At 71.6% G+C, this 21449-nt stretch carries 24 protein-coding genes; 9 read left to right on the forward strand and 15 right to left on the reverse strand.

All coding sequences use genetic code 11. The features are described from left to right. Nucleotides 1–260: 260 nt before the first annotated feature. On the reverse strand, nucleotides 261–923 hold the full coding sequence (locus tag ACIGW4_RS32435) for a DNA-3-methyladenine glycosylase (RefSeq protein WP_359591724.1): 663 nt from the start codon (nucleotides 921–923) through the stop codon (nucleotides 261–263). Nucleotides 924–1010: 87 nt separating this feature from the next. Between ACIGW4_RS32435 and ACIGW4_RS32440 the strand changes: the two genes are divergently transcribed. The 3 genes from ACIGW4_RS32440 (at nucleotide 1011) to ACIGW4_RS32450 (ending at nucleotide 3052) form a co-directional block, all read left to right on the forward strand. Beyond that, on the forward strand, nucleotides 1011–1793 hold the full coding sequence (locus tag ACIGW4_RS32440) for a sporulation protein (RefSeq protein WP_123450921.1): 783 nt from the start codon (nucleotides 1011–1013) through the stop codon (nucleotides 1791–1793). A 52-nt stretch (nucleotides 1794–1845) separates the two neighbouring features. Next, a complete protein-coding gene (locus ACIGW4_RS32445) occupies nucleotides 1846–2382 on the forward strand; it encodes a YbhB/YbcL family Raf kinase inhibitor-like protein (RefSeq protein WP_359591726.1) in 537 nt (178 codons plus the stop codon). 163 nt (nucleotides 2383–2545) lie between these two features. After that, on the forward strand, nucleotides 2546–3052 hold the full coding sequence (locus ACIGW4_RS32450) for an HNH endonuclease (protein WP_093876792.1): 507 nt from the start codon (nucleotides 2546–2548) through the stop codon (nucleotides 3050–3052). Nucleotides 3053–3164: 112 nt separating this feature from the next. Here ACIGW4_RS32450 and ACIGW4_RS32455 read toward each other — a convergent pair whose 3' ends face one another. From ACIGW4_RS32455 to ACIGW4_RS32470, 4 genes are all read right to left on the reverse strand, one after another. Further along, on the reverse strand, nucleotides 3165–3938 hold the full coding sequence (locus ACIGW4_RS32455; protein WP_398711416.1) for a sulfite exporter TauE/SafE family protein: 774 nt from the start codon (nucleotides 3936–3938) through the stop codon (nucleotides 3165–3167). A 92-nt stretch (nucleotides 3939–4030) separates the two neighbouring features. Further along, complete coding sequence (locus tag ACIGW4_RS32460; RefSeq protein WP_123450927.1) at nucleotides 4031–4969, reverse strand: SPFH domain-containing protein; 939 nt, start codon at nucleotides 4967–4969, stop codon at nucleotides 4031–4033. Between the two features lie 118 nt (nucleotides 4970–5087). Further along, nucleotides 5088–5516: an NfeD family protein gene (locus ACIGW4_RS32465; protein WP_398711417.1), complete on the reverse strand. Its 429-nt coding sequence runs from the start codon at nucleotides 5514–5516 to the stop codon at nucleotides 5088–5090. 76 nt (nucleotides 5517–5592) lie between these two features. Next, nucleotides 5593–6390 (reverse strand): ABC transporter ATP-binding protein, encoded by a 798-nt coding sequence (locus ACIGW4_RS32470; RefSeq protein ID WP_123450931.1) that lies wholly within the window; start codon nucleotides 6388–6390, stop codon nucleotides 5593–5595. A 135-nt stretch (nucleotides 6391–6525) separates the two neighbouring features. Between ACIGW4_RS32470 and ACIGW4_RS32475 the strand changes: the two genes are divergently transcribed. Continuing rightward, nucleotides 6526–7311, forward strand: a complete 786-nt coding sequence (locus ACIGW4_RS32475) for a hypothetical protein (RefSeq protein WP_399584702.1) — start codon at nucleotides 6526–6528, stop codon at nucleotides 7309–7311. A gap of 158 nt (nucleotides 7312–7469) precedes the next feature. On the opposite strand, the gene ACIGW4_RS32480 is transcribed toward ACIGW4_RS32475, so the two are convergent. The 3 genes from ACIGW4_RS32480 to ACIGW4_RS32490 form a co-directional block, all read right to left on the reverse strand. After that, nucleotides 7470–7709, reverse strand: coding sequence for a chaplin (locus tag ACIGW4_RS32480; protein ID WP_399584705.1), 240 nt, complete (start codon nucleotides 7707–7709; stop codon nucleotides 7470–7472). Between the two features lie 153 nt (nucleotides 7710–7862). Continuing rightward, on the reverse strand, nucleotides 7863–8510 hold the full coding sequence (locus ACIGW4_RS32485; RefSeq protein ID WP_123450937.1) for a response regulator transcription factor: 648 nt from the start codon (nucleotides 8508–8510) through the stop codon (nucleotides 7863–7865). Next, nucleotides 8503–9648: a GAF domain-containing sensor histidine kinase gene (locus ACIGW4_RS32490; RefSeq protein WP_359591728.1), complete on the reverse strand. Its 1146-nt coding sequence runs from the start codon at nucleotides 9646–9648 to the stop codon at nucleotides 8503–8505. Before ACIGW4_RS32490 ends, ACIGW4_RS32485 begins: the two co-directional genes overlap by 8 nt. A 173-nt stretch (nucleotides 9649–9821) precedes the next feature. Here ACIGW4_RS32490 and ACIGW4_RS32495 point away from each other — a divergent pair, with 173 nt between their 5' ends. From ACIGW4_RS32495 to ACIGW4_RS32505, 3 genes are all read left to right on the forward strand, one after another. Next, on the forward strand, nucleotides 9822–10517 hold the full coding sequence (locus ACIGW4_RS32495; RefSeq protein WP_359591755.1) for an SDR family oxidoreductase: 696 nt from the start codon (nucleotides 9822–9824) through the stop codon (nucleotides 10515–10517). Continuing rightward, entirely contained in the window at nucleotides 10517–11602 is a 1086-nt protein-coding gene (locus ACIGW4_RS32500; protein ID WP_399584709.1) for an S-adenosylmethionine:tRNA ribosyltransferase-isomerase, read from the forward strand. The genes ACIGW4_RS32495 and ACIGW4_RS32500 overlap by 1 nt, the downstream gene beginning before the upstream one ends. A 291-nt stretch (nucleotides 11603–11893) precedes the next feature. Then, nucleotides 11894–12703 carry a transglycosylase SLT domain-containing protein gene (locus ACIGW4_RS32505; protein ID WP_399584712.1) on the forward strand — a complete coding sequence of 270 codons (810 nt, stop codon included), beginning with the start codon at nucleotides 11894–11896 and terminating at the stop codon, nucleotides 12701–12703. A gap of 58 nt (nucleotides 12704–12761) precedes the next feature. On the opposite strand, the gene ACIGW4_RS32510 is transcribed toward ACIGW4_RS32505, so the two are convergent. Next, a complete protein-coding gene (locus ACIGW4_RS32510) occupies nucleotides 12762–15353 on the reverse strand; it encodes an FHA domain-containing protein (RefSeq protein ID WP_123450945.1) in 2592 nt (863 codons plus the stop codon). Nucleotides 15354–15549: 196 nt separating this feature from the next. Here ACIGW4_RS32510 and serB point away from each other — a divergent pair, with 196 nt between their 5' ends. After that, nucleotides 15550–16767 carry a phosphoserine phosphatase SerB gene (gene serB / locus ACIGW4_RS32515; RefSeq protein WP_123450947.1) on the forward strand — a complete coding sequence of 406 codons (1218 nt, stop codon included), beginning with the start codon at nucleotides 15550–15552 and terminating at the stop codon, nucleotides 16765–16767. Between the two features lie 71 nt (nucleotides 16768–16838). On the opposite strand, the gene ACIGW4_RS32520 is transcribed toward serB, so the two are convergent. The 4 genes from ACIGW4_RS32520 to ACIGW4_RS32535 form a co-directional block, all read right to left on the reverse strand. Beyond that, nucleotides 16839–17357, reverse strand: a complete 519-nt coding sequence (locus ACIGW4_RS32520) for a SixA phosphatase family protein (protein ID WP_398711426.1) — start codon at nucleotides 17355–17357, stop codon at nucleotides 16839–16841. Nucleotides 17358–17392: 35 nt separating this feature from the next. After that, nucleotides 17393–17596: a hypothetical protein gene (locus ACIGW4_RS32525; protein WP_123450951.1), complete on the reverse strand. Its 204-nt coding sequence runs from the start codon at nucleotides 17594–17596 to the stop codon at nucleotides 17393–17395. Between the two features lie 207 nt (nucleotides 17597–17803). Continuing rightward, a complete protein-coding gene (locus ACIGW4_RS32530) occupies nucleotides 17804–17920 on the reverse strand; it encodes an SGM_5486 family transporter-associated protein (protein ID WP_260174269.1) in 117 nt (38 codons plus the stop codon). Nucleotides 17921–17937: 17 nt separating this feature from the next. After that, complete coding sequence (locus ACIGW4_RS32535; protein WP_399584717.1) at nucleotides 17938–19335, reverse strand: CynX/NimT family MFS transporter; 1398 nt, start codon at nucleotides 19333–19335, stop codon at nucleotides 17938–17940. A 93-nt stretch (nucleotides 19336–19428) separates the two neighbouring features. On the opposite strand from ACIGW4_RS32535, the gene ACIGW4_RS32540 reads away from it, so the two are divergent. After that, on the forward strand, nucleotides 19429–20151 hold the full coding sequence (locus tag ACIGW4_RS32540) for a FadR/GntR family transcriptional regulator (protein WP_123450955.1): 723 nt from the start codon (nucleotides 19429–19431) through the stop codon (nucleotides 20149–20151). Here ACIGW4_RS32540 and ACIGW4_RS32545 read toward each other — a convergent pair. Both ACIGW4_RS32545 and fabI read right to left on the reverse strand, forming a co-directional pair. After that, entirely contained in the window at nucleotides 20087–20506 is a 420-nt protein-coding gene (locus ACIGW4_RS32545; protein WP_359591737.1) for a hypothetical protein, read from the reverse strand. The genes ACIGW4_RS32540 and ACIGW4_RS32545 overlap by 65 nt on opposite strands. Nucleotides 20507–20670: 164 nt before the next feature. After that, entirely contained in the window at nucleotides 20671–21447 is a 777-nt protein-coding gene (gene fabI, locus ACIGW4_RS32550; protein WP_030691677.1) for an enoyl-ACP reductase FabI, read from the reverse strand. Between the last annotated feature and the right edge of the window lie 2 nt (nucleotides 21448–21449).

Genomic DNA, 21449 nt, shown 5'->3' on the forward strand with positions numbered 1-21449 from the left:
CGCTTCCTTCGTTTCCGACTCTATCAGATCTTTCCGATCCGATTTCCTCGGTGCTTTCCGGTCCCGTTCGCTTTCGCTCCGGGCCCTTCCGGCGTGCTCACTACTTTAGCTGATTTCCCGGGACGTTCATAATCGAGCCATTCGAAACGAATTTCGGAATGCCGAAATGAACCCCGATCGGGGTGATCATCTTGAGTAGTGAGTGGCCGCTCCCCGGGGTGCTTGAACAAGCAGGCCGGGTTCCAACGGCTCGGGCCACGTTAGTCGGTCGCCCTCGACGAGTCAAGCCTCCGCTTGCGAGGGGTGTGGGGCCGGTACGGGCTGACCGTCGGGTCCTCCGTGATCCAGAAGCGCCAGGGGTGCGGGGCGCCCTCGCCGCCGACTCCCGTGCGGGGGCCGCTGCGGATGCGGTCCGGGGACGGGGGCGTGCCGGTGAGGAGGGCGAGCGGGCCGTCCTGGCCCGCGCAGGTGTCCGTGCCGTTCAGGGAGAGGGCGACGTCGAGGGCCGTGGCCAGGCGGGCCGGCCCCTTGGCGAGCTCGTGGTCGGAGCGGGCCGAGCGGCGGCGGGGGCGGGCCTGGTCGGCGCCCTCGACGATTTCACCCGCGCGGAGCAGGACACCGCTCGCGTGGCCCTCGGGGCCGCACACCAGGTTGAGGCAGTGCCACATGCCGTAGGTGAAGTAGACGTACGCGTGGCCGGGCGGTCCGAACATGACGGCGTTGCGTGCGGTGCGGCCCCGGAAGGCGTGCGAGCCGGGGTCGATGGCGCCGGCGTACGCCTCCACCTCCGTGAGGCGCAGTTCCATCCGGCCCTCGTCGGTGTTGCGGACGAGGGTGCGGCCCAGGAGGTCGGGGGCCACTTCCAGTACGGGGCGGTCGAAGAAGGTCCGCGGGAGCGGCGTACGGTCGGGGCTCTCGCTCATGCCGTCCGAGCGTACCGGGGACCGGAGGGGAACCGGCTACGGTCGTCGCGCGTATGTAGGGGTCAGGACCGAGAAGGAGTGGAAGTCATGGGATTCAAGAAGCTGCTCGCGAGCCTGGGTGCCGGCGGGGCCACCGTGGAGACGGTGCTCACGGAGGAGAACGTCGTCCCGGGTGGGGTCGTGCAGGGCGAGGTGCGGATCCAGGGCGGCAGCGTCGACCAGCAGATCGAGGGGCTCTCCGTCGGGCTGCAGGCGCGTGTCGAGGTCGAGGGCGGTGACCAGGAGCACAAGCAGGACATCGAGTTCGTGAAGGTGCGGCTCGGTGGTGCCTTCGAGGTCAAGGCCGGCGCCGTGCACGTCGTGCCGTTCGGTCTGGAGATCCCGTGGGAGACGCCGGTCACCGCCGTCGCCGGGCAGCAGCTGCGGGGGATGAACATCGGGGTGACGACGGAGCTGGAGATCGCGCGGGCCGTGGACTCCGGCGACCTGGACCCGATCAACGTGCACCCGCTGCCGGCGCAGCAGGCGATCCTGGACGCCTTCATCCAGCTGGGCTTCCGTTTCAAGAGCGCGGACATGGAGCGCGGGCACATCCGGGGGACGCGCCAGAGGCTGCCCTTCTACCAGGAGATCGAGTTCTTCGCGCCGCAGCAGTACCGGGGGCTGAACCAGGTCGAGGTCAGCTTCGTCGCGGACGAGCGCGAGATGGACGTCGTCCTGGAGATGGACAAGAAGCCGGGTCTCTTCACCGAGGGCAGCGACTCCTTCCGTGCGTTCAAGGTGGGGCTGCACGACTTCCACACGACCGACTGGGCGGCTTACCTCAACCAGTGGCTCGCCGAGGTCGGCGGCCGTCGCAACTGGCTCTAGGGCTCTAGGCTCGGGACCGTCAGCGTTGACGGACGATTCGGAGGTACTCGACGTGTCCGAGGGCAAGAGGGCGCCGCTCCCCCATGACTTCCATCCGCCGGTGGCGTCGTTCACCGTGGTGAGCGACGACGTCGCGCCGGGCGGGGTGCTGAAGGACGCTCAGGTGTACGCGGAGGGGAACACCTCGCCGCACCTGAGGTGGGAGGGGTTCCCGGCGGAGACGAAGAGCTTCGCGGTCACCTGCTTCGACCCGGACGCCCCGACGGGCAGCGGGTTCTGGCACTGGGTGCTGTTCGACATCCCGGTGTCGGTGACGGAGCTGCCGGCCGGTGCCGGGTCGGGGTCGTTCGAGGGGCTGCCGGCCGGTGCCGTGCACGCGCGGAACGACTACGGCTCGAAGGACTTCGGCGGTGCCGCTCCCCCGGCGGGCGAGTCGCACCGGTACGTCTTCACGGTGTACGCGGTGGACAAGGAGAAGCTCGGTACGGACGCCGACACCTCGCCGGCGGCCGTCGGGTTCAACCTGCGGTTCCACACGCTCGGCCGTGCCCAGTTGATCGGTGAGTACGCGGCTCCTGCGGCGGTCTGATCGTTCGTTTGTTGTTTGCCCGCTTCTGGTCTTGGAGAGATCAGAAGCGGGCATCTTTTGTTGCGCAGGAAATTGCGTTGTCCGACCCGGCCGGCCCGGCCATCGTTGATCCAGGCTCGGAGCCCCGTGGGGGGCTGGGGCCGGCACACGGGAGGTGGGCAACATGCGGGACACGCTGGTACTGAACGCGAGCTTCGAGCCGCTTTCGACGGTCACACTCAACCGTGCGGTGGTTCTCGTCCTGCAGGACAAGGCCGTCGTCGAGCAGGCCCATCCCGAGCTGAGGGTGCGAGGTGCCGCCGTCGACCTGCCGGTCCCGCGGGTGATCAGGCTCTGCCGGTACGTACGGGTGCCGTTCCGAAGACAGGCCCCGTGGTCGAGGCGGGGGGTGCTGGTCCGGGACCAGCACCGGTGCGCGTACTGCGGGCGGCGGGCGACGACGGTGGACCACGTCGTGCCGCGGGCGCAGGGTGGTGGGGACAGTTGGCTGAACACGGTCGCCTCCTGTGCCGAGGACAACCACCGCAAGGCGGACCGGACGCCGGAGCAGGCGGGGATGCCGCTGCTGCACCAGCCGTTCGAGCCGACTCCGGCGGACGCGATGCTGCTCGCGATGCGGGCGAGCGAGCGGTCGGCGCTGCCGGCGTGGCTGGCCGACTCGGCGGCGTAGGGGCGTGATCCGCGGGCGTACATGAGGCTGCGTACATGAGGCGCGGACGTGCGGAAGGGCCCGTCTCCCCCGGTGGGGAGGCGGGCCCTTCCGTCGTCGTGGCCGGTCGTGGCTAGCCGAGGGTCAGTTGGAGGATGGCCACGATGCCGACGGCGATGATCACTCCGCGCAGGACCGTGGGGGGCAGTCTGCGGCCGACCTTGGCGCCGAGCTGGCCGCCGAGGGTGGAGCCGACGGCGATGAGCAGGACGGCCGTCCAGTCGAAGTCGGCGACGAAGAGGAAGAAGACGGCGGCGACTCCGTTGACCAGGGCGCCGAGGATGTTCTTGACGGCGTTGATGCGCTGCAGGTCGTCGTGGAGCAGCAGGCCCATGAGGGAGAGGTAGAGGACTCCTTGGGCGGCGCCGAAGTATCCGCCGTACATGCTGGCGAGGAAGAGGCCGACGAGGAGGGCGGGGCCGCCGTCGGGGTGCGCCTCGGTGCCGGTCTGCTCCCGGCGCCGCTTCACGGCGGCGGCGATACGGGGCTGGAAGAGGACCAGGAGGAGCGCGAGGCCGATGAGGACGGGGACGATCGCGTCGAAGGCCTGGGACGGCAGGGCCAGGAGCAGGACGGCGCCGATGAGTCCGCCGAGGAGGGCGGCGGCGCCGAGGCGCAGGACGCGGGCCTTCTGGCCCTTGAGTTCGCGGCGGTAGCCGATGGCCCCGCTGATGGAGCCGGGGACGAGGCCGAGGGCGTTGGAGACGTTCGCGGTGATCGGGGGGAGTCCGGTCGCGAGGAGGACCGGGAACGTGATGAGCGTTCCCGATCCGACGATGGTGTTGATGGTGCCGGCGCCGATGCCGGCGGCGAAGACCGCCAGGGCTTCCCAGATGGACAACGCCATCTCCTTACAGGGTCAGTGAGTCGCCTCCCCGCCCCGAGGTCGTCGAGGTCGAGGGGCTCACACCGATCATGCACGAGGATTACGTGTACGTGTCAGTCAACTGTCGGTTCGTCTCGTCGTGCGGACGGAATGTCCTTGACGTTGAAGCCGGGGGTGCCGCCGCCCACGTTGCCGAAGGCTCCGGAGAGGCCCTTGAGGGCGTCGCCGATCTCGCTGGGCACGATCCAGAGCTTGTTGGCGTCGCCCTCGGCGATCTTCGGGAGCATCTGGAGGTACTGGTACGAGAGGAGCTTCTGGTCCGGGTCTCCCGCGTGGATCGCCTCGAAGACGGTGCGGACGGCCTGCGCCTCGCCCTCGGCCTTGAGGGCGGCGGCCTTGGCCTCGCCCTCGGCGCGCAGGATCGCGGACTGCTTCTCGCCCTCGGCGGTGAGGATGGCGGACTGGCGGGTGCCCTCGGCGGTGAGGATCGCGGCGCGCTTGTCGCGCTCGGCGCGCATCTGCTTCTCCATCGAGTCCTGGATGGAGGTCGGCGGCTCGATGGCCTTGAGCTCGACGCGGTTGACGCGGATGCCCCACTTGCCGGTGGCCTCGTCGAGGACGCCGCGCAGGGCCGCGTTGATCTCCTCGCGGGAGGTGAGGGTCCGCTCCAGGTCCATGCCGCCGATGATGTTGCGCAGGGTGGTGACGGTGAGCTGCTCGATCGCCTGGATGTAGCTGGCGACCTCGTAGGTGGCGGCCCGGGCGTCGGTCACCTGGTAGTAGATGACGGTGTCGATGTTGACGACCAGGTTGTCCTGGGTGATCACCGGCTGCGGCGGGAACGGGACGACCTGTTCGCGGAGGTCGATCCGGTTGCGGATCGAGTCGATGAACGGGACGACGATGTTCAGACCGGCGTTGAGCGTGCGGGTGTAGCGGCCGAAGCGCTCCACGATCGCCGCGCTCGCCTGCGGGATGACCTGGATCGTCTTGATCAGGGCGATGAAGACGAGCACCACCAGAATGATCAGGACGATGATGACTGCTGACATCGTGTTCCCCGTGCCCTTCGCTGCCGGTTGTCTGCCGGGTTTCTTCTGATGATCGAGTTTCCCAGATGGCGGAGCGTCATGGGCGAGGTTCGGTCATGTGACGTCACATGACCTCACGTCACATGACCACGGCGGTCGCTCCGTCGATGTCCACGACGTCGACCTGTTCGCCGGGCTCGAAGGTCTGGCCGGTGTCGAGGGTGCGGGCGGACCAGACCTCGCCGGCGAGCTTGATGCGGCCTCCGCTGCCGTCGACCCGTTCCAGCACGACGGCCTGACGCCCTTTCAGGGCGTCGACACCGGTGGCGAGTTCGGGTCTGCCGTCGCGGTGGCGGGTGGCGATCGGACGCACCACCGCGACGAGCGCCACGGAGACGACGACGAAGACGAGCACCTGGGCGACGACGCCGAAGCCGAGGGCCGCGGTCACCGCCCCGGCGACCGCGCCGACGGAGAACATGCCGAACTCCGGCATCGCGGTCAGGACCAGCGGAATGCCGAGCCCCACCGCGCCGATCAGCCACCAGACCCACGCGTCGATGTCCACGTGGTCATGGTAGGGCGGTGGGGTCCTTCCGGGACAGGGCGCGGGCGGCTGTGCGGGTCGCCGGTGCCCCGGCCGGTCACTTCAGGGGCAGGCCGTGGGCGGTCCATCGGTCGCCGACGCGCTCGACGACGAGCGGCAGGCCGAAGCAGTGGGAGAGGTTGCGGGAGGTGAGCTCCATCTCCACGGGGCCGGCGGCGAGGACCTTGCCCTGACGGATCATCAGGACGTGGGTGAAGCCGGGGGCGATCTCCTCGACGTGGTGGGTGACCATGATCATGGAGGGGGCGTACGGGTCGCGGGCGAGGCGGCCCAGGCGGCGGACCAGGTCCTCGCGGCCGCCGAGGTCGAGGCCGGCGGCGGGCTCGTCGAGGAGGAGGAGCTCCGGGTCGGTCATCATCGCGCGGGCGATGAGGGTGCGCTTGCGCTCGCCCTCGGAGAGGGTTCCGAACTTCCGGTCCAGGTAGTCGTTCATCCCGAGCCGGTCGAGGAAGGCCTTGGCGCGCTCCTCGTCGACCGGGTCGTAGTCCTCGTTCCAGGTGGCGGTCATGCCGTACGCGGCGGTGAGGACGGTCTGCAGGACGGTCTGGCGCTTGGGGAGCTTCTCCGCCATCGCGATGCCGGCCATGCCGATGCGGGGGCGGAGCTCGAAGACGTCGGTGCCGACGCCGCCGAGCTGCTCGCCCAGGATGCGGGTGGTGCCCTTGGTGGGGAAGAGGTAGCTGGAGGCGATGTTCAGAAGGGTGGTCTTGCCGGCGCCGTTGGGTCCGAGGATCACCCAGCGCTCGCCCTCCTTGACCGACCAGGAGACATCGTCCACCAGAGCCCGTCCGTCGCGGACCACGGATACGTCCACCAGCTCCAGTACATCGCTCATGAGCGCGTTGTCTCCCCTTGCGGTCGAGTCTTGTCGTCGCCTTGCGCCGATGGGCGCGGCGTCCAGGGGAAAACCTACGTTATCGACGGAGCGGACCGGTCCGTAGGGCTTCCTTTCAGTCCTTAGTCTGGGGGGATGCTTTCGGAACCACGCTCAGGACGTCTGGCCGCCTGGGGCAATGCCCTGCTGGCCGGGGCGGTGTCGCCGGACGAGGCGGCGCTGGCGATTGTCGGGGAGGACGCGGTGCACCGCGTGGAGGGGCTGCCCGGTGAGGCGGGGCCGGTGGGGCTGACGCTCGCGCTGGGCCGGCTGCGGCGGCTCGGGGTGACCGGGTGGCGGGTGGCGCTGCCGGCGCCGGGGCATCCGCTGGGGCTGAGCGGTCCGCCGGACTTCAACGCGCGCGCGTTGGAGGCGGAGGAGGCAGTGGTGGGTTTCGGCGCGCCGTACGGTCTCGTGCCGGAGGTCACCGAGGCCGGTCCCGCGGGTGACGTGCACGTCTCGGTGGTCTGGCACTGCATGGCCGTGCGGGAGGCCCCGCCCGCCGACGTGCCCTCGCTCGGCGAGGCCGAGCGGGAGCTGGCCGAGGCGCTGCGGGACGCGACGGCGGTGCTGACCCGGCTCGACGTGGCGGCCTCGGGGCCCGCGGCGGACGCGGCGCGCGAGGCGTACCGGGCGCGGGCGGAGGTGGGCCGCGAGGTGCTGGCCCCGGGTTATCCGCCGCGTGCGGTGCGGGTCCTGGAGCTGGCGCAGCGGGTCGGTCTGCTCGTGGACCTGGCGTACGACCACGGTCACGGGGGTGCGGTGAGCGCGTCGGAGATGGCGGCGCGGGGCGATGCGCTGCGGCCGGTGGAGCGGGTGGCTCGGCGGGCGCAGGTCGCGGCGTACAACGCGTACGTGGAGGAGCGGGAGCGGGGGTTCTGAAGCTCGCGCTTCGGCTCCGGGGCCGGCCGGCGGGGCCCGATGTGGCGGGCCGTGGGGCCTGAGGTGGGTCGGGCGGCTGGGCGCCGGTGGGTCCCGTGTGCCCACCCGTTCCGCCCTTGCGGAACGTATGCCCACACGGGACCGACGTCGGATGAGGGTCAGCCGTTGACGGCGCCGTTGCCGAAGGCCGGGTTGAGCAGGCCGATCACGTTGACCGTGTTGCCGGAGACGTTCACGGGGACGTGGACCGGGACCTGCACCAGGTTGCCGGAGCCGACGCCCGGCGAGTGGAGGGCCTGCCCGTCGGCGTCCGTGTTCGCGGAGGCGACGCCCGCGCCCGCGGCGACGATGCCACCGGCGATCAGGGTGAGGGCGGCGGCCTTCTTGAGGTTCTTCACTGGGTACATCCTCCTGGTCATCGCTGCGGCCGGTCCGCCGCAGCACGCCATGGAGAACGCCGCACCCCCCGTCGGGTTGCGCCGAACGGGGGACATCCACACGACGGTATGAAGTACTGAACGGTCGTGCGCCCGGCGCGTACAGGGGGCGCGTCAGCCGGTGAGGCCGTGCCGTACCGCCCACAGCGCCGCCTGGGTGCGGTCCGCGAGGTCGAGCTTCATCAGGATGTTCGAGACGTGGGTCTTGACCGTCTTCTCGGAGAGGACGAGGGCGCGGGCGATCTCCCGGTTGGAGCGGCCGTCCGCGATCAGGCCGAGGACCTCGCGCTCCCGCTCCGTGAGGGTGGAGCCCCGCCCCGTGCCCCCGCCGTGGGAGTCGTCCTGGGCGAGGAGCGCGCCGGCCACCTCGGGCTGGAGCAGGACGTGCCCGGCGTGGACGGAGCGGATCGCGCCGGCCAGGGCGTCGGGGTCGATGTCCTTGTAGACGTATCCGCGGGCGCCGGCGCGGAGCGCGGGGACGACCGTCCGCTGCTCGGTGAAGCTGGTGACGATCAGGACCCTGGCGGGGTTGGCCAGCTCACGGAGCCGCTTGAGCGCCTCGATGCCGTCCGTGCCCGGCATCTTCACGTCCATGAGGACCACGTCCGGGCGCAGCTCCTCCGTCCTGGCGACGCCCTCCGCCCCGTCGGAGGCCTCCCCCACGACCTCTATGTCGTCCTGCACCTCCAGGAAGGTGCGCAGGCCCCGGCGGACGACCTGGTGGTCGTCGACCAGGAGCACGCGGATCGGCTTGTCAGCCACCGGGGACCTCCATCTCGATCGTGGTGCCCTCGCCCGGGGCCGAGGTCACCGTGAGTCTGCCGCCGACGCCGCTCGCGCGGTCCCGCATGGAGACCAGGCCGAGGTGGCGGCCGGCGCGGCGGACCGCGCGCGGGTCGAAGCCCTTGCCGTCGTCGGTGACGGTGAGCCGCGCGCCCTGTCCGCTGCGGGTGAGGGAGACCGAGACGAGCTCCGCGTCCGCGTGCCGCAGGGCGTTGTGCAGGGCCTCCTGCGCGACCCGGAGGACGGCCTCCTCCTGGGCGGCGGGCAGGGCCCGGGTCCCCGGGCTCTCGAAGGTCACCCGGGCGGAGTGGGCGCGGTCCAGGACCTGGATCTGGGTGCGGAGCGTGTGGACGAGGCCGTCCTCGTCGAGGGCGGCGGGCCTGAGCTCGACGACGGCGGCGCGCAGCTCGTCGGCGGCCTCGGCGGCGAGCGCGGCGACCTGCTGGAGCTCGTCCTTGGCGCGGACCGGGTCGCGGTCGACGAGGGCGGCGGCGGCCTGGGCGGTCAGGCGGAGCGAGAAGAGCTTCTGGCTGACGGCGTCGTGCAGCTCGTGGGCGAGGCGGGAGCGCTCCTCGGCGATGGTGAGCTCGCGGCTGCGCTCGTACAGCCGGGCGTTGGTGAGGGCGATGGCCGCGTGCTGGGCGAGGATCGAGAGGAGCGCCTCGTCCTCGGCGGTGAAGCCGCAGCCGCCGCCGGGCTTCGGGCAGCGCTTGTTGGCGAGGAAGAGGGCGCCGAGGATCTCGTCGCCGTCGCGGACGGGCAGGCCGAGGAAGTCGGACATCTCGGGGTGGGCATCCGGCCAGCCCTCGAAGCGGGGGTCCGTGCGGACGTCGGCGAGCCGCTCGGGCTCGGCCTTGTGGAGCATCGAGGCCAGGATGCCGTGCTGGCGGGGCAGCGGGCCGATCGCCCTCCACTGCTCGTCGCTGACGCCGTCGACCACGAACTGGGCGAAGCCGCCGTGGTCGTCGGGGACGCCCAGGGCCGCGTACTCGGCGTCGAGCAGCTCGCGCGCGGAGGCCACGATCGTCTTGAGGACGTCGCGGACCTCCAGATGGCGGCTCATCGCCAGGAGGGCGGTGCTCACGGCGGCCAGGCCGGAGCTCGGTCGATGGCTCATGTGTTCACCGTACCGGCGGGGTGTGACGGTCCGTATCCGTCCGGGGACGAGGGCGGAGCAGGTCCGGAGGCCTAGGTCGAAGTGCCCTCGGCGGTCCGGGCCCGGGGACGAGGCGGTGGGCGGGGCCGCGGCCGGAGGGTGGAGCCGTCCGAAGGAGAGAGGGGATGGACGTCATGGCTGTCGCGATCGTCACGGGGGCGTCGAGGGGTTTGGGGAGGGCGCTGGCCGAGGCTCTCGCCGGGCGGGGCTGGGACCTGGTGCTGGACGCCCGTACGGCTGAGGTGCTGGAGGAGAGCGCGGCGGCGGCACGCGCGCGCGGGGCGCGGGTGGTGGCACTGGCGGGGGACGTGACGGACGCGGCGCATCGGCGGGAGCTCGTGGCGGCGGCGGAGGGGCTCGGCGGGCTCGATCTGCTCGTGAACAACGCGGGGGTCCTGGGCGCGGAACCGCTGGTGCCGCTCGACCGGCACCCGCTGGACGGTTTCCGGGCCGCCCTGGAGGTCAACGTGGTGGCCCCGCTGGGGCTGCTGCAGGAGGCGCTGCCGCTGCTGCGCACGGCGCCCGCCGGCGCGGTGGTCAATCTGAGTTCGGACGCGGCCGCGGAGGCGTACCGGACCTGGGGGGCGTACGGGGCGACGAAGGCGGCGCTCGACCAGCTGTCGGCGGTGCTGGCGGTGGAGGAGCCGGGGCTGCGGGTCTGGTGGGTGGATCCGGGCGGGATGCGGACGGACATGCTGGCCGCCGCGGAGCCGGGCGAGGACCTGTCCGGGACTCCCGCTCCGGCCGACGTCGCCCCCGTCTTCCTGCGGCTGCTGGACGAACGGCCGGCGAGCGGCCGGTATTCCGCGCCGGCCTTCCTGGAGGCGTGATGGCACTGGCCGTGAGGGTGCCGGCGGAGCTGTCGGCGCGGGTGCCGGCCGAGCAGCGGGGGTCCGGGCGCGGCCGGGACGACGTGCGGCTGCTCGTGTCGCGGGGCACGGCGGTGTCGCACCACTCCTTCAGGGAGCTGCCCGCGCTGCTGCGGGCCGGGGACGTCCTCGTCGTCAACACCTCGACGACGCTGGCGGCGGCCGTGGACGGGCGCCTCGGCCCCGAGCCGGGCGGGGAGCCGGTGGTGGTGCACTTCTCGACCCGGGGGGACGACGGGCGCTGGGCCGTGGAGCTGCGGGCGCCGGAGCCCTCGGGCAGCACGCGCCCGCGTGGGGGCGGTCCCGCGGGCGCGGTCGTACGGCTGCCGGGAGGGGCGCGGCTCGTGCTGGCGGAGCCGCTGGTGCCCGGGGGCGGGCGGCTGTGGTGGGCGCGGGTGAGCGTGGAGGTGCCGGGGCTGCTCGGGCGGTACGGGCGGCCCATCCGGTACGGGTACACGGACCGGGACCAGCCCCTGTCGGCGTACCGGACGGTCTTCGCGCGGCCCTCCCCCGACGGGTCGGGTTCGGCGGAGATGCCGAGCGCGGGGCGGCCCTTCACGGCCCGGCTGGTGGCGGAGCTGGTCGACCGGGGCGTACGGATCGCCCCGCTCTGTCTTCATACGGGGGTGGCGTCGGCGGAGGCGCACGAGCCGCCCTACCCGGAGCGCTTCGAGGTCCCGGCGGCGACGGCGGCCCTGGTGAACGCGGCCCGCGCCGGGGGCGGCCGGGTCGTCGCCGTCGGTACGACGGTGGTGCGGGCGCTGGAGTCGGCCGCGGGTGCCGGGGGCGGCGGGCCCGTGCGGGCCGTCGCGGGGTGGACCGATCTGGTGGTGACGCCCGCGCGCGGGGTACGGGTGGTGGACGGGCTGCTCACCGGGCTGCACGAGCCGGAGGCCTCGCATCTGCTGATGCTGGAGGCGGTCGCCGGGAGGCCCGCGCTGCGGAGCGCGTACGCCGCCGCGGTGAGGGAGCGCTACCTCTGGCACGAGTTCGGCGACCTCCATCTCCTCCTCCCGGAGGAGAAGCCTCACCGTGCGCATTGCTGAAGCAACTCTTGGTGAGTTCGTTACGTGCCCGATGTGAGGCCGCGCATAGGACGTACATCACTTACGAAGCCCCCTAGTGGACCCACCCTGTCCGATATGGACGGAGAAAACGGGCCACAGGGGGCATCGCGCGGCCCCTGCGCGGGGCCCTGATCCACTACCCGGGATCGTACGTCACACCTTTGCCACGGCATTTTGCTGCCGCTAAGAATTGCCCCCGTCGCCGCCGAGCAGGCGCAGCGCCGCCCCGGCCGAGCGACGACCCCCAGCGATTCGAAGAGGTAGTCCTGCATGTCTGCGAACACCCCTGGCCACAGTCGTGGTCTGAAGAAGACCCACAAGGCCACGATCGCCGGCGTCGCCGCTCTGGGCGCCGCAGCGCTCACCCTCTCCCTCGTGCCTCACCACGGCGGCACCGAGACCGAGCCGCAGGCTCTGTCCGGCACCCAGCAGGTGGCCTGGTCGTACAACGCGAACAGCCCGCAGGCCAAGGCGCTGGCCGCCAGCATCAGCGAGCAGCAGACCACCATCGGTCTGAAGGCCAAGGAGGAGGCCGAGGCGAAGGCGAAGGCCGCCGCCAAGGCGAAGCTCGACGCCCAGGCGAAGGCCGCGAAGGCCAAGGCCGACGCCCTGGCGAAGGCCACCGCGAAGGCCAAGGCGGAGGTCAAGGCGAAGGCCGCCGCGAAGGCGAAGGCCGAGGCCAAGGCGAAGGCCGCCGCGAAGAAGCGCGCCACGGAGAAGGCGGCCGCCAACCGTTCCGTCGCCCGCAAGCCGGTCTTCGCGAACAACCTCGACGGCTGGATCCGCGAGGCGCTCTACATCATGGACAAGCACAACATCCCGGGCACCTACAACGGCCTGCACCGGAACATCATGCGCGAGTCCAGCGGCAACCCGTACGCCATCAACAACTGGGACATCAACGCCATCAACGGCGTCCCGTCCAAGGGCCTGCTCCAGGTGATCTACCCGACCTTCAAGGCGTACCACATCCCCGGCACCAAGTTCGACCAGTACGACCCGGTCGCCAACATCGTCGCCGCCGCCAACTACGCGGCCGACCGCTACGGCTCGATCGACAACGTCAACAGCGCGTACTGACGCGCGAAAGGGCGGCACCCCCTCCGGGGTGCCGCCCTTCGGCGTGGTGGGGCGAGCGTTACTTGCGCATGACCTCGGGCTCGTGGCGGCGCAGCAGCCGCGCCACGAGGACGCAGCAGACCGTGGCCATGAGCAGCTGGATGCCGAGGTCGAGGCTCCACTGGCCGACCGTGTGCTCCCACAGCGGGTCGGTGTTCGTGGGGTCCTTGTGGTCCCACGGCGGCATGAGGTGCGCCAGGTCGAGGGTGGTGCCGGCGCCGGCGATGCCCCAGCGGGAGGGCATGAGCCAGGCGAACTGCTCCAGGCCGGGCGAGCCGTACACCTGGAAGAGGATGCCGGTGAACACGACCTGGACGATCGCGAACATGACGAGCAGCGGCATGGTCTTCTCGGCGGTCTTCACCAGCGCGGAGATGACCAGGCCGACCATCATCGAGGTCAGGCCGAGCGCGATGACCTGGACGCAGAGCTCGACGGCCGGCGGCATGAACAGGCCCTCTTCGGGCAGCTCACGGGTGGAGAAGCCGATGCCGCAGATGATCACGCCCTGGAAGGCGGTGATCAGGCCGAGGACGATGACCTTGGACATGAGGTACGCGGAGCGGGAGAGGCCGACGGCGCGCTCCCGTTCGTAGATGACCCGTTCCTTGATCAGCTCTCGTACGGAGTTGGCCGCGCCGGAGAAGCACATGCCGACCGCGAGGATCAGCATGATCGTGCCGGCGTCGCCGTTGAAGCGGGACGGCGGCTTGGGCCGGCCCAGGCCGAAGTCGGCCGGGATGACGACGGAGACCGCGCCGAGGACGGCGGGCAGGATCACCATCAGGGCCATGAAGCCCTTGTCGGAGGCGATCACCGACACGTAGCGGCGGATCAGGGTCCACAGCTGGGAGCCCCAGCCCTGCGGCTTCGGCGGCCTGGCCATGGCCTGCGGCGGCATCTGGACGGGCTGCGCGGCGACGGCGTCGATGTCCGCGGCGTACATCTGGTAGTGCTGCGAGCCCTTCCAGCGGCCCGCCCAGTCGTAGTCGCGGTAGTTCTCGAAGGCGGAGAAGACGTCGGCCCAGGTGGAGTAGCCGAAGAAGTTCAGCGCCTCCTCCGGCGGGCCGAAGTACGCCACGGAGCCGCCGGGCGCCATCACGAGCAGCTTGTCGCAGAGGCCCAGCTCGGCCACCGAGTGGGTGACGACGAGGACCGTGCGGCCGTCGTCCGCGAGGCCGCGCAGCAGCTGCATGACGTCGCGGTCCATGCCCGGGTCGAGGCCGGAGGTCGGCTCGTCCAGGAAGATCAGCGAGGGCTTGGTGAGGAGCTCCAGGGCGACGGAGACGCGCTTGCGCTGGCCACCGGAGAGGGAGGTGACCTTCTTCTCCTTGTGGATGTCGAGCTTGAGCTCGCGCAGCACCTCGTCGATGCGGGCCTCGCGCTCGGTCGCGGCGGTGTCGCCGGGGAAGCGGAGCTTGGCCGCGTAGCGCAGCGCCTTCTGGACGGTCAGCTCCTTGTGCAGGATGTCGTCCTGCGGGACCAGACCGATGCGCTGGCGCAGCTCGGCGAACTGCTTGTAGAGGCTCCGGTTGTCGTAGAGGACGTCGCCCTCGTTGGCCGGGCGGTAGCCGGTCAGCGCCTTGAGCAGGGTGGACTTGCCGGAGCCGGAGGGGCCGATGACGCCGATCAGCGACTTCTCCGGGACGCCGAAGGTGACGTCCTTGAGGATCTGCTTGCCGCCGTCGACCGTGACCGTGAGGTGGCGGGCCGAGAAGGAGACCGAGCCGGTGTCGACGAACTCTTCCAGCTGGCCGCCGACGATGCGGAAGGTCGAGTGGCCGACGCCGACGATGTCCTGCGGGCCGAGGAGGGCCGTGCCGCCCTTGGGGATCGGCTGACCGTTGACGTACGTGCCGTTGTGCGAGCCGAGGTCGCGGATCTCGAAGCGGCCGTCGGGCGTCGCGTGGAACTCGGCGTGGTGCCGCGAGACCTGGAGGTCGGAGACGACCAGTTCGTTCTCGAGGGCACGGCCGATGCGCATCACGCGGCCGAGGTCCAGCTGGTAGAAGGTGGTCGGGCTGCGGTCGCCGTAGGGCGACGGCGCCCCCGCGGCGCCGCCGGGGTGCCCCTGGGCGGGTCCCTGCTGGTGCGGGACCTGCTGGTGGGCCGGCGGCTGCTGGTGGACCGGCGGCTGCTGCCAGCCCTGCTGCTGCGGCGCCTGGTGCGGCGGAGGCGCCTGGTGCGTGGCCCAGTCGGCCTGGGCCGCGGCGGCACCGGCACCCTGGTGCGCGGGAGCCTGGTGCGCCGGGGCCTGCTGCTGGGGCACCTGCTGCTGCGGCGCCTGCTGGGGCGCGGCGGCCGCGCCGGCGGCGGCGAGATTCAGCCGCGGGCCGTCGGTCGCGTTGCCCAGGTGGACGGCCGACCCGGGGCCGATCTCCACCTGGTGGATCCTCTGGCCCTGGAGGAAGGTGCCGTTCGTGGAGCCGTGGTCCTCGATGACCCAGCTCCGGCCGCCCCAGCTGATGGTGGCGTGGCGCCACGAGACCCTGGCGTCGTCGATCACCAGGTCACCCTGAGGGTCCCTGCCCAGGGTGTACGACCGGGACGGATCGAGCGTCCAGGTCCTGCCGTTCAATTCCAGTACGAGTTCTGGCACTCCATGCCCCACTACTTGTCCCCCGATGTACCCCCGTCGTCGGGAGTCCAGGGATGGCGAATCATCCTGGGGAACTATTTCAGGCCCGGTCCCGTCTCGGAAAGTCGGGCCGCGTGAAGACCTTCGGGCGACTCCTGGACCAGTCGGGTGTCCGCAGGGCGGGACGGGGGGTCGGGTGACACACGGTGCCCGATACGGTGGAACCACCATGAGCGCATCGCAGACCTCAGACGTTCCCACCCTTCTCGTCAAGATCTTCGGGAAGGACCGTCCCGGGATCACCGCGGGACTCTTCGACACCCTCGCCGCCTACTCCGTCGACGTCGTGGACATCGAACAGGTGGTCTCCCGGGGCCGCCTCGTCCTGTGCGCGCTCGTCACCGAGCCGACCGTCGCCTCGCAGGGCGAGCTCCGGGCCACCATCCACAGCTGGGCCGAGTCGCTGAAGCTCCAGGCCGAGATCATCTCCGGCACGGGCGACAACCGTCCCCGTGGCGAGGGCCGCTCGCACGTCACCGTCCTCGGCAACCCGCTCACCGCCGAGCAGACGGCGGCCATAGCGGCCAGGATCGCGGAGACCGGCGGCAACATCGACCGCATCTTCCGCCTCGCGAAGTACCCGGTGACGGCGGTCGAGTTCGCCGTCTCGGGCTGCGGGACCGAGCCGCTGCGGACCGCGCTGGCCGTCGAGGCGCACGGCATCGGGGTCGACGTGGCCGTCGTCTCCGCCGGTCTGCACCGGCGGGCCCAGCGGCTCGTGGTCATGGACGTCGACTCGACCCTGATCCAGGACGAGGTGATCGAGCTCTTCGCCGCGCACGCGGGCTGCGAGGACAAGGTCGCCGAGGTGACGGCGGCGGCGATGCGCGGCGAGCTGGACTTCGAGCAGTCGCTCCACGCGCGCGTGGAGCTGCTCGCCGGTCTCGACGCCTCGGTGGTCGACAAGGTCCGCGCCGAGGTGCGGCTGACTCCGGGCGCCCGGACCCTGATCCGTACGCTCAAGCGGCTCGGCTACCAGGTGGGCGTCGTCTCCGGCGGTTTCACGCAGGTCACCGACGACCTGAAGGAGCGGCTCGGTCTCGACTTCGCCTCCGCCAACACGCTGGAGATCGTGGACGGGAAGCTCACCGGCCGGGTGACCGGCGAGATCGTCGACCGGGCGGGCAAGGCGCGGCTGCTGCGCCGGTTCGCCTCGGAGGCGGGGGTGCCGCTGGCGCAGACCGTGGCGATCGGCGACGGGGCCAACGACCTGGACATGCTGAACGCGGCCGGGCTCGGGGTGGCGTTCAACGCGAAGCCGGTGGTGCGTCGGGCGGCCCACACGGCGGTGAACGTGCCGTTCCTGGACACCGTGCTGTACCTGCTCGGCATCACGCGCGAGGAGGTCGAGGCGGCGGACTTCGGCGAGGACGACCTGCCGCACTGAGCGGTGGCGGTACGGAGGAGGGCCCGGGTGTCGGACGACGCCCGGGCCCTCCCTCGTACGGGGGTACGTGATCAGGCGTGCGGGGCCCAGAAGTCGACGAGCCGTCCGACGCCGTGCTCCACGGACTTCCAGGAGCCCTCGAAGGTGACGACGGCGAAGGCGGCGGTCGGGAAGCCGCTGCGGTTCATCCGGGGCAGCAGGTCGCCCTCGGACTCGCCCGCCAGGGCGTCGGCGAGCGCGTGCATGCCCGGGTTGTGGCCGACGAGCAGGAGGTTGTCCACGGTGTCCGGTGTCTCGTTGACCACGGCGATGAGCTCGCCGAGGGATGCCTCGTAGATCCGCTCCTCGTACACCGTCCTGGGGCGCGCGGGCAGTTCGTGGACGGCCAGCTTCCAGGTCTCGCGGGTGCGGACGGCGGTCGAGCAGAGGGCCAGGTCGAAGGCGATGCCGCTGTCGGCGAGCCGCCTGCCGGCCACCGGGGCGTCCTTGCGACCTCGTTCCGCGAGGGGACGCTCGTGGTCCGGTCCGTCGTTCCAGTCTGCCTTCGCGTGCCGGAGGAGCACGATGCTGCGGGGTGTATCGACGCTCATGGTCCACAGCTTCGCATGAAACAGGCCACTCCGACTCAGAGAGCGAGTGTTTGCCAGAGGTGCTCCAGGACGCGGCCGCCCGCGAGCTCACCCGGGGTCGCCTGGGCCCCGTCCGACCCGGTCATGAGGACCAGGAGGGCGAGGAAGGCCGCTGCCGGGAGGACGAGGGCCCACCAGGGCAGCCGGGTGTCGACGCCGGTGGTCGTGGTCCGGATGCCGGGGTGCGTGGGGGCCGACATGGCCGCCTCCGTGGGTGAGTTCCGCGCTTTCGCCGTTGTCACCAACGTACGGATCGCGCGTCCTCCGGCCCATCCGGTGATCCACCCACTTCACCCTGAGACCCGCCCCCTAGGGGATGCGGGGGCTATCCCCACCCCACGGGGAGGAGGCCCACCTCATGGGCTCGTGGGGAGGGATCCCGCCTCACGGGGAGGCGAACCCCCGCCTCACGGGGAGGCGAAGGAGGCGATGACGGCGATGACGACCGTGATGCCGAGCATCGCGCCGAGCACGAGGAGCAGCTTCTTCTGGCCGTTCGGGGGGTTGGGTTCGAGGACTGGCATGGGAACAGTCTCGCATCTCAGCATTCGTCCTCGACCGTCCGGTCCCTGCCCGCCAGTGTTCCGACGATCATCTGCGGCACCATGAGCCCGCCCATGAGGACGATGGGCAGTCCCCAGCCGCCGCTGTGCTGGTAGAGCACGCCGACGAGGAGGGGGCCGGGGATCGAGATGAGGTAGCCGACGCTCTGCGCGAAGGCGGAGAGGCGGACGACGCCGGCGCCGGTGCGCGAGCGCATGCCGATCATCGTGAGGGCGAGCGGGAAGGAGCAGTTGGAGACGCCGAGGAGGACGGCCCAGATCCAGGCTCCGCCGGAGGGGGCGAGGAAGAGCCCGGTGTAGCCGGTGAGTCCGCACAGGCCGAGCGCGACGACGATCGGGCCCTGGTTCTTCATCCGGGTCGCGAGGCGGGGGATGACGAAGGCGAGCGGGACGCCCATGACCATGGTGACGGCGAGGAGCACGCCCGCGGTGGTGGCGGGGACGCCGGCGTCGCGGAAGATCTGCGGCATCCAGCCCATGGTGATGTAGGCGCCGGTGGCCTGGAGGCCGAAGAAGACGGCGAGCGCCCAGGCGGTGCGGCTGCGGGTGATGCGCGGCGCGGGGGCGGCCTGCGGGGACGCTTCCCCGGTCCGCGGGGACGCCCCCCGGGCCTGCGAGGGCGCTCCCCCGGTCCGCCGGGACGCCTCGGGGCCGGTGTTCGCGGCGGACGTCGTGGCCGCCGGGCGCGCCGGGTCGGCGTCCCGGTCGCGCAGGAGCGGGAGCCAGGGCAGGACGGCGAGTGCGGCGAGGGCCGCCCAGACGCCGAGGCCGAGGCGCCAGTCGCCGCCGAGGGCGTCGGTCATGGGCACGGTCGCGGCCGCGGCGATGGAGGTGCCGAGGGCGAGCGCCATGGAGTAGAGACCGGTCATGCTGCCGACGCGGTCGGGGAAGTACCGCTTGACGATGACGGGCATGAGGACGTTGCTGACGGCGATGCCCATGAGGGCGAGGGCGCTGGTGGCGAGGAAGGCGGCGGTGCCGGTCGCGAAGGGCCGCAGGACGAGGCCGGTGAAGATCGCGGCCATGCCCGCGCAGACGACGGCGGCGGGGCCGAAGCGGCGGGCGAGGCGGGGTGCGGTGATGCCGAAGACCGCGAAGCAGAGCGGGGGGACGGAGGTGAGGACGCCGGCGACGCTTCCGCTCATGTGGAGGTCTTCGCTGACCTCCTCGAGGAGGGCGCCGAGGCTGGTGATGGCGGGGCGCAGGTTGAGGGCGGCCAGGACGAGTCCGACGGCGACGAGGCCGAGGAGCCGGCCGCGCGCCGGGCCCGGTGCGGGAGAACCGCCGACGGTGGCGGGCGCTCCGGAGGACGCGGTCGCGGTGGTGGTTCCGGCCGGTGGTGCGGCGGGGTCGAGGGTCTTCGGCTCGTCAGGCATGAAGCCATCATAGAATCATGGGATGATTGGTTGTCCAATCTCGAACGAATCTCGCATCGCAAACCAATCCCGTATCGAAAGGGAAGGCGCCCCATGGCCCTCGGTCACCCCCGGCGCACCGGTCTCTCCGACCAGGTGATCGCCGAGCTGCGGAACCAGATCACCTCGGGCGAGTGGCCGGTGGGTTCACGCATCCCGACCGAACCCGAACTGGTCGAGCAGCTGGGCGTGGCCCGCAACACGGTGCGCGAGGCGGTCCGCGCGCTCGCGCACAACGGCCTGCTCGACATCCGCCAGGGCTCGGGGACGTACGTCGTCGCCACCAGCGAGCTGGCGGGCGTCATGCACCGGCGCTTCGCCGGCTCCGACCCCCGGCACGTCGCCGAGCTGCGCTCCACGCTGGAGTCCGCCGCGGCGCGGTTCGCGGCCGGGCGGCGCACGGAGCGGGACCTGAAGCAGCTGGACGCCCTGCTCGGGCGCCGGGAGGAGGCGTGGGAGTCGGGGGACGCGGAGCGGTTCGTGACGGCCGACGCGGCCTTCCACCACGCGGTCGTCGCCGCCTCGGGCAACGAGGTGCTGACGGAGCTCTACGCGGACCTGGGCGATCTGCTGCGGGACTGGCTGCGCGACGACGTGGGGCAGGTGCTGCGGCCGGAGAACCACATGGACCACGCGCGCCTGGTGGACGCGATCCGCGAGGGCGATGCCGAGCGGGCCGGCACGGAGGCGGCCGGCTACCCCTTCATGTGCCTCAGGAGCCCCGTACCGGAAGGGGCTGCCCCGGAGCGGGAGCCGGATCCGCGGGCTGGTGCGTGACCCAGGCGGACCGGACCTCCTTCCAGCAGCGGCCGGTGACCCGGGCGTAGTCGGCGGGGCCGACCTCCACGGGGGCGCTGTCGCTGTCGACGTCCCACCAGCGGTCGCACTCGACGTGGAGGCGGACCCGGTCGGTGCGGGGGTACGGGTTGCTGCAGTGGGCGGTGACGCGGGAGCCCTCGACGACGGTGCGGCAGGAGGCTCCGAAGTCCTCCGGCGACCCGGTCGCGGGGGCGGTGGCGGAGAGCTCCTCGGTGGGGGCGGGAGCGTCCCGCAGCTCGGTGGCCACGGCTGTACCGGTGATCAGGACGGCGACGGAGGCGAACGCCCCGAAGCCGTGACGTATCGCGCGCATGCCCGTACCTCCTCCCCGTCAGCAGCAGAACATCACGCTCTGCCTCAGTCTGGGGTGGTTCGGGCTGATTTTCGACCCGTGCAGGAGTTGCGGAACGGCGAGGGCCGTGTGTCCGCCACTCGGCGGACACACGGCCCTCGCCGTCGCACGGGGGTACGGAGCGGTTACGCGCCGATGGCGTGCAGACCGCCGTCGACGTGGATGATCTCGCCCGTGGTCTTCGGGAACCAGTCCGAGAGCAGCGCGACGATGCCGCGGCCGGCCGGCTCCGGGTCCGAGAGCTCCCACTCCAGCGGGGAACGGCTGTCCCACACGGAGGCCAGCTCGCCGAAGCCCGGGATGGACTTCGCGGCCATGGAGCCGAGCGGGCCCGCCGAGATCAGGTTGCAGCGGATGTTCTGCTTGCCGAGGTCGCGCGCCATGTAGCGGCTGGTGGCCTCCAGGGCGGCCTTGGCCGGGCCCATCCAGTCGTACTGCGGCCAGGCGAACTTGGCGTCGAAGGTGAGGCCGACGACCGAACCGCCCTCGGACATCAGCGGCAGCAGCGCCATGGTCAGCGACTTCAGGGAGAAGGCGGAGACGTGCATGGCGGTGGCCACGGACTCGAACGGCGTGTTCAGGAAGTTGCCGCCGAGCGCGTCCTGCGGCGCGAAGCCGATGGAGTGCACGATGCCGTCGAGCCGGTCGCCCAGGTGCTCGCGGACCTGGCCCTCCAGGCGGGCGAGGTGCTCGTCGTTCGAGACGTCGAGCTCCAGGACCTTGACGTTCTCGGGCTTGGGGAGCTTCTTGGCGATGCGCTCGGTCAGCGTCGGCCGCGGCCAGGCGGTGAGGATGATCTCCGCACCCTGCTCCTGGGCCAGCTTCGCGGCGTGGAAGGCGATGGAGGACTCCATCAGCACACCGGTGATGAGGATGCGCTTGCCCTCGAGAATTCCGCTCATGG

Origin of the sequence: Streptomyces sp. NPDC053513 (assembly GCF_044544765.1) — a bacterium.
GTDB lineage: Bacteria > Actinomycetota > Actinomycetes > Streptomycetales > Streptomycetaceae > Streptomyces > Streptomyces litmocidini.

Bases quoted from the DNA above. Each gene is read 5' to 3' on its own strand.
- ACIGW4_RS32490 (WP_359591728.1), bottom strand. From the start codon at position 9,648: ATGAGCCATCGACCGAGCTCCGGCCTGGCCGCCGTGAGCACCGCCCTC.
- ACIGW4_RS32450 (WP_093876792.1), top strand. From the start codon at position 2,546: ATGCGGGACACGCTGGTACTGAACGCGAGCTTCGAGCCGCTTTCGACG.
- ACIGW4_RS32530 (WP_260174269.1), bottom strand. From the start codon at position 17,920: ATGCCAGTCCTCGAACCCAACCCCCCGAACGGCCAGAAGAAGCTGCTC.
- ACIGW4_RS32440 (WP_123450921.1), top strand. From the start codon at position 1,011: ATGGGATTCAAGAAGCTGCTCGCGAGCCTGGGTGCCGGCGGGGCCACC.
- serB (WP_123450947.1), top strand. From the start codon at position 15,550: ATGAGCGCATCGCAGACCTCAGACGTTCCCACCCTTCTCGTCAAGATC.
- ACIGW4_RS32470 (WP_123450931.1), bottom strand. From the start codon at position 6,390: ATGAGCGATGTACTGGAGCTGGTGGACGTATCCGTGGTCCGCGACGGA.
- ACIGW4_RS32475 (WP_399584702.1), top strand. From the start codon at position 6,526: ATGCTTTCGGAACCACGCTCAGGACGTCTGGCCGCCTGGGGCAATGCC.
- ACIGW4_RS32495 (WP_359591755.1), top strand. From the start codon at position 9,822: ATGGCTGTCGCGATCGTCACGGGGGCGTCGAGGGGTTTGGGGAGGGCG.
- ACIGW4_RS32525 (WP_123450951.1), bottom strand. From the start codon at position 17,596: ATGTCGGCCCCCACGCACCCCGGCATCCGGACCACGACCACCGGCGTC.
- ACIGW4_RS32435 (WP_359591724.1), bottom strand. From the start codon at position 923: ATGAGCGAGAGCCCCGACCGTACGCCGCTCCCGCGGACCTTCTTCGAC.
- ACIGW4_RS32505 (WP_399584712.1), top strand. From the start codon at position 11,894: ATGTCTGCGAACACCCCTGGCCACAGTCGTGGTCTGAAGAAGACCCAC.
- ACIGW4_RS32460 (WP_123450927.1), bottom strand. From the start codon at position 4,969: ATGTCAGCAGTCATCATCGTCCTGATCATTCTGGTGGTGCTCGTCTTC.
- ACIGW4_RS32500 (WP_399584709.1), top strand. From the start codon at position 10,517: ATGGCACTGGCCGTGAGGGTGCCGGCGGAGCTGTCGGCGCGGGTGCCG.
- ACIGW4_RS32520 (WP_398711426.1), bottom strand. From the start codon at position 17,357: ATGAGCGTCGATACACCCCGCAGCATCGTGCTCCTCCGGCACGCGAAG.
- fabI (WP_030691677.1), bottom strand. From the start codon at position 21,447: ATGAGCGGAATTCTCGAGGGCAAGCGCATCCTCATCACCGGTGTGCTG.
- ACIGW4_RS32535 (WP_399584717.1), bottom strand. From the start codon at position 19,335: ATGCCTGACGAGCCGAAGACCCTCGACCCCGCCGCACCACCGGCCGGA.
- ACIGW4_RS32455 (WP_398711416.1), bottom strand. From the start codon at position 3,938: ATGGCGTTGTCCATCTGGGAAGCCCTGGCGGTCTTCGCCGCCGGCATC.
- ACIGW4_RS32540 (WP_123450955.1), top strand. From the start codon at position 19,429: ATGGCCCTCGGTCACCCCCGGCGCACCGGTCTCTCCGACCAGGTGATC.
- ACIGW4_RS32545 (WP_359591737.1), bottom strand. From the start codon at position 20,506: ATGCGCGCGATACGTCACGGCTTCGGGGCGTTCGCCTCCGTCGCCGTC.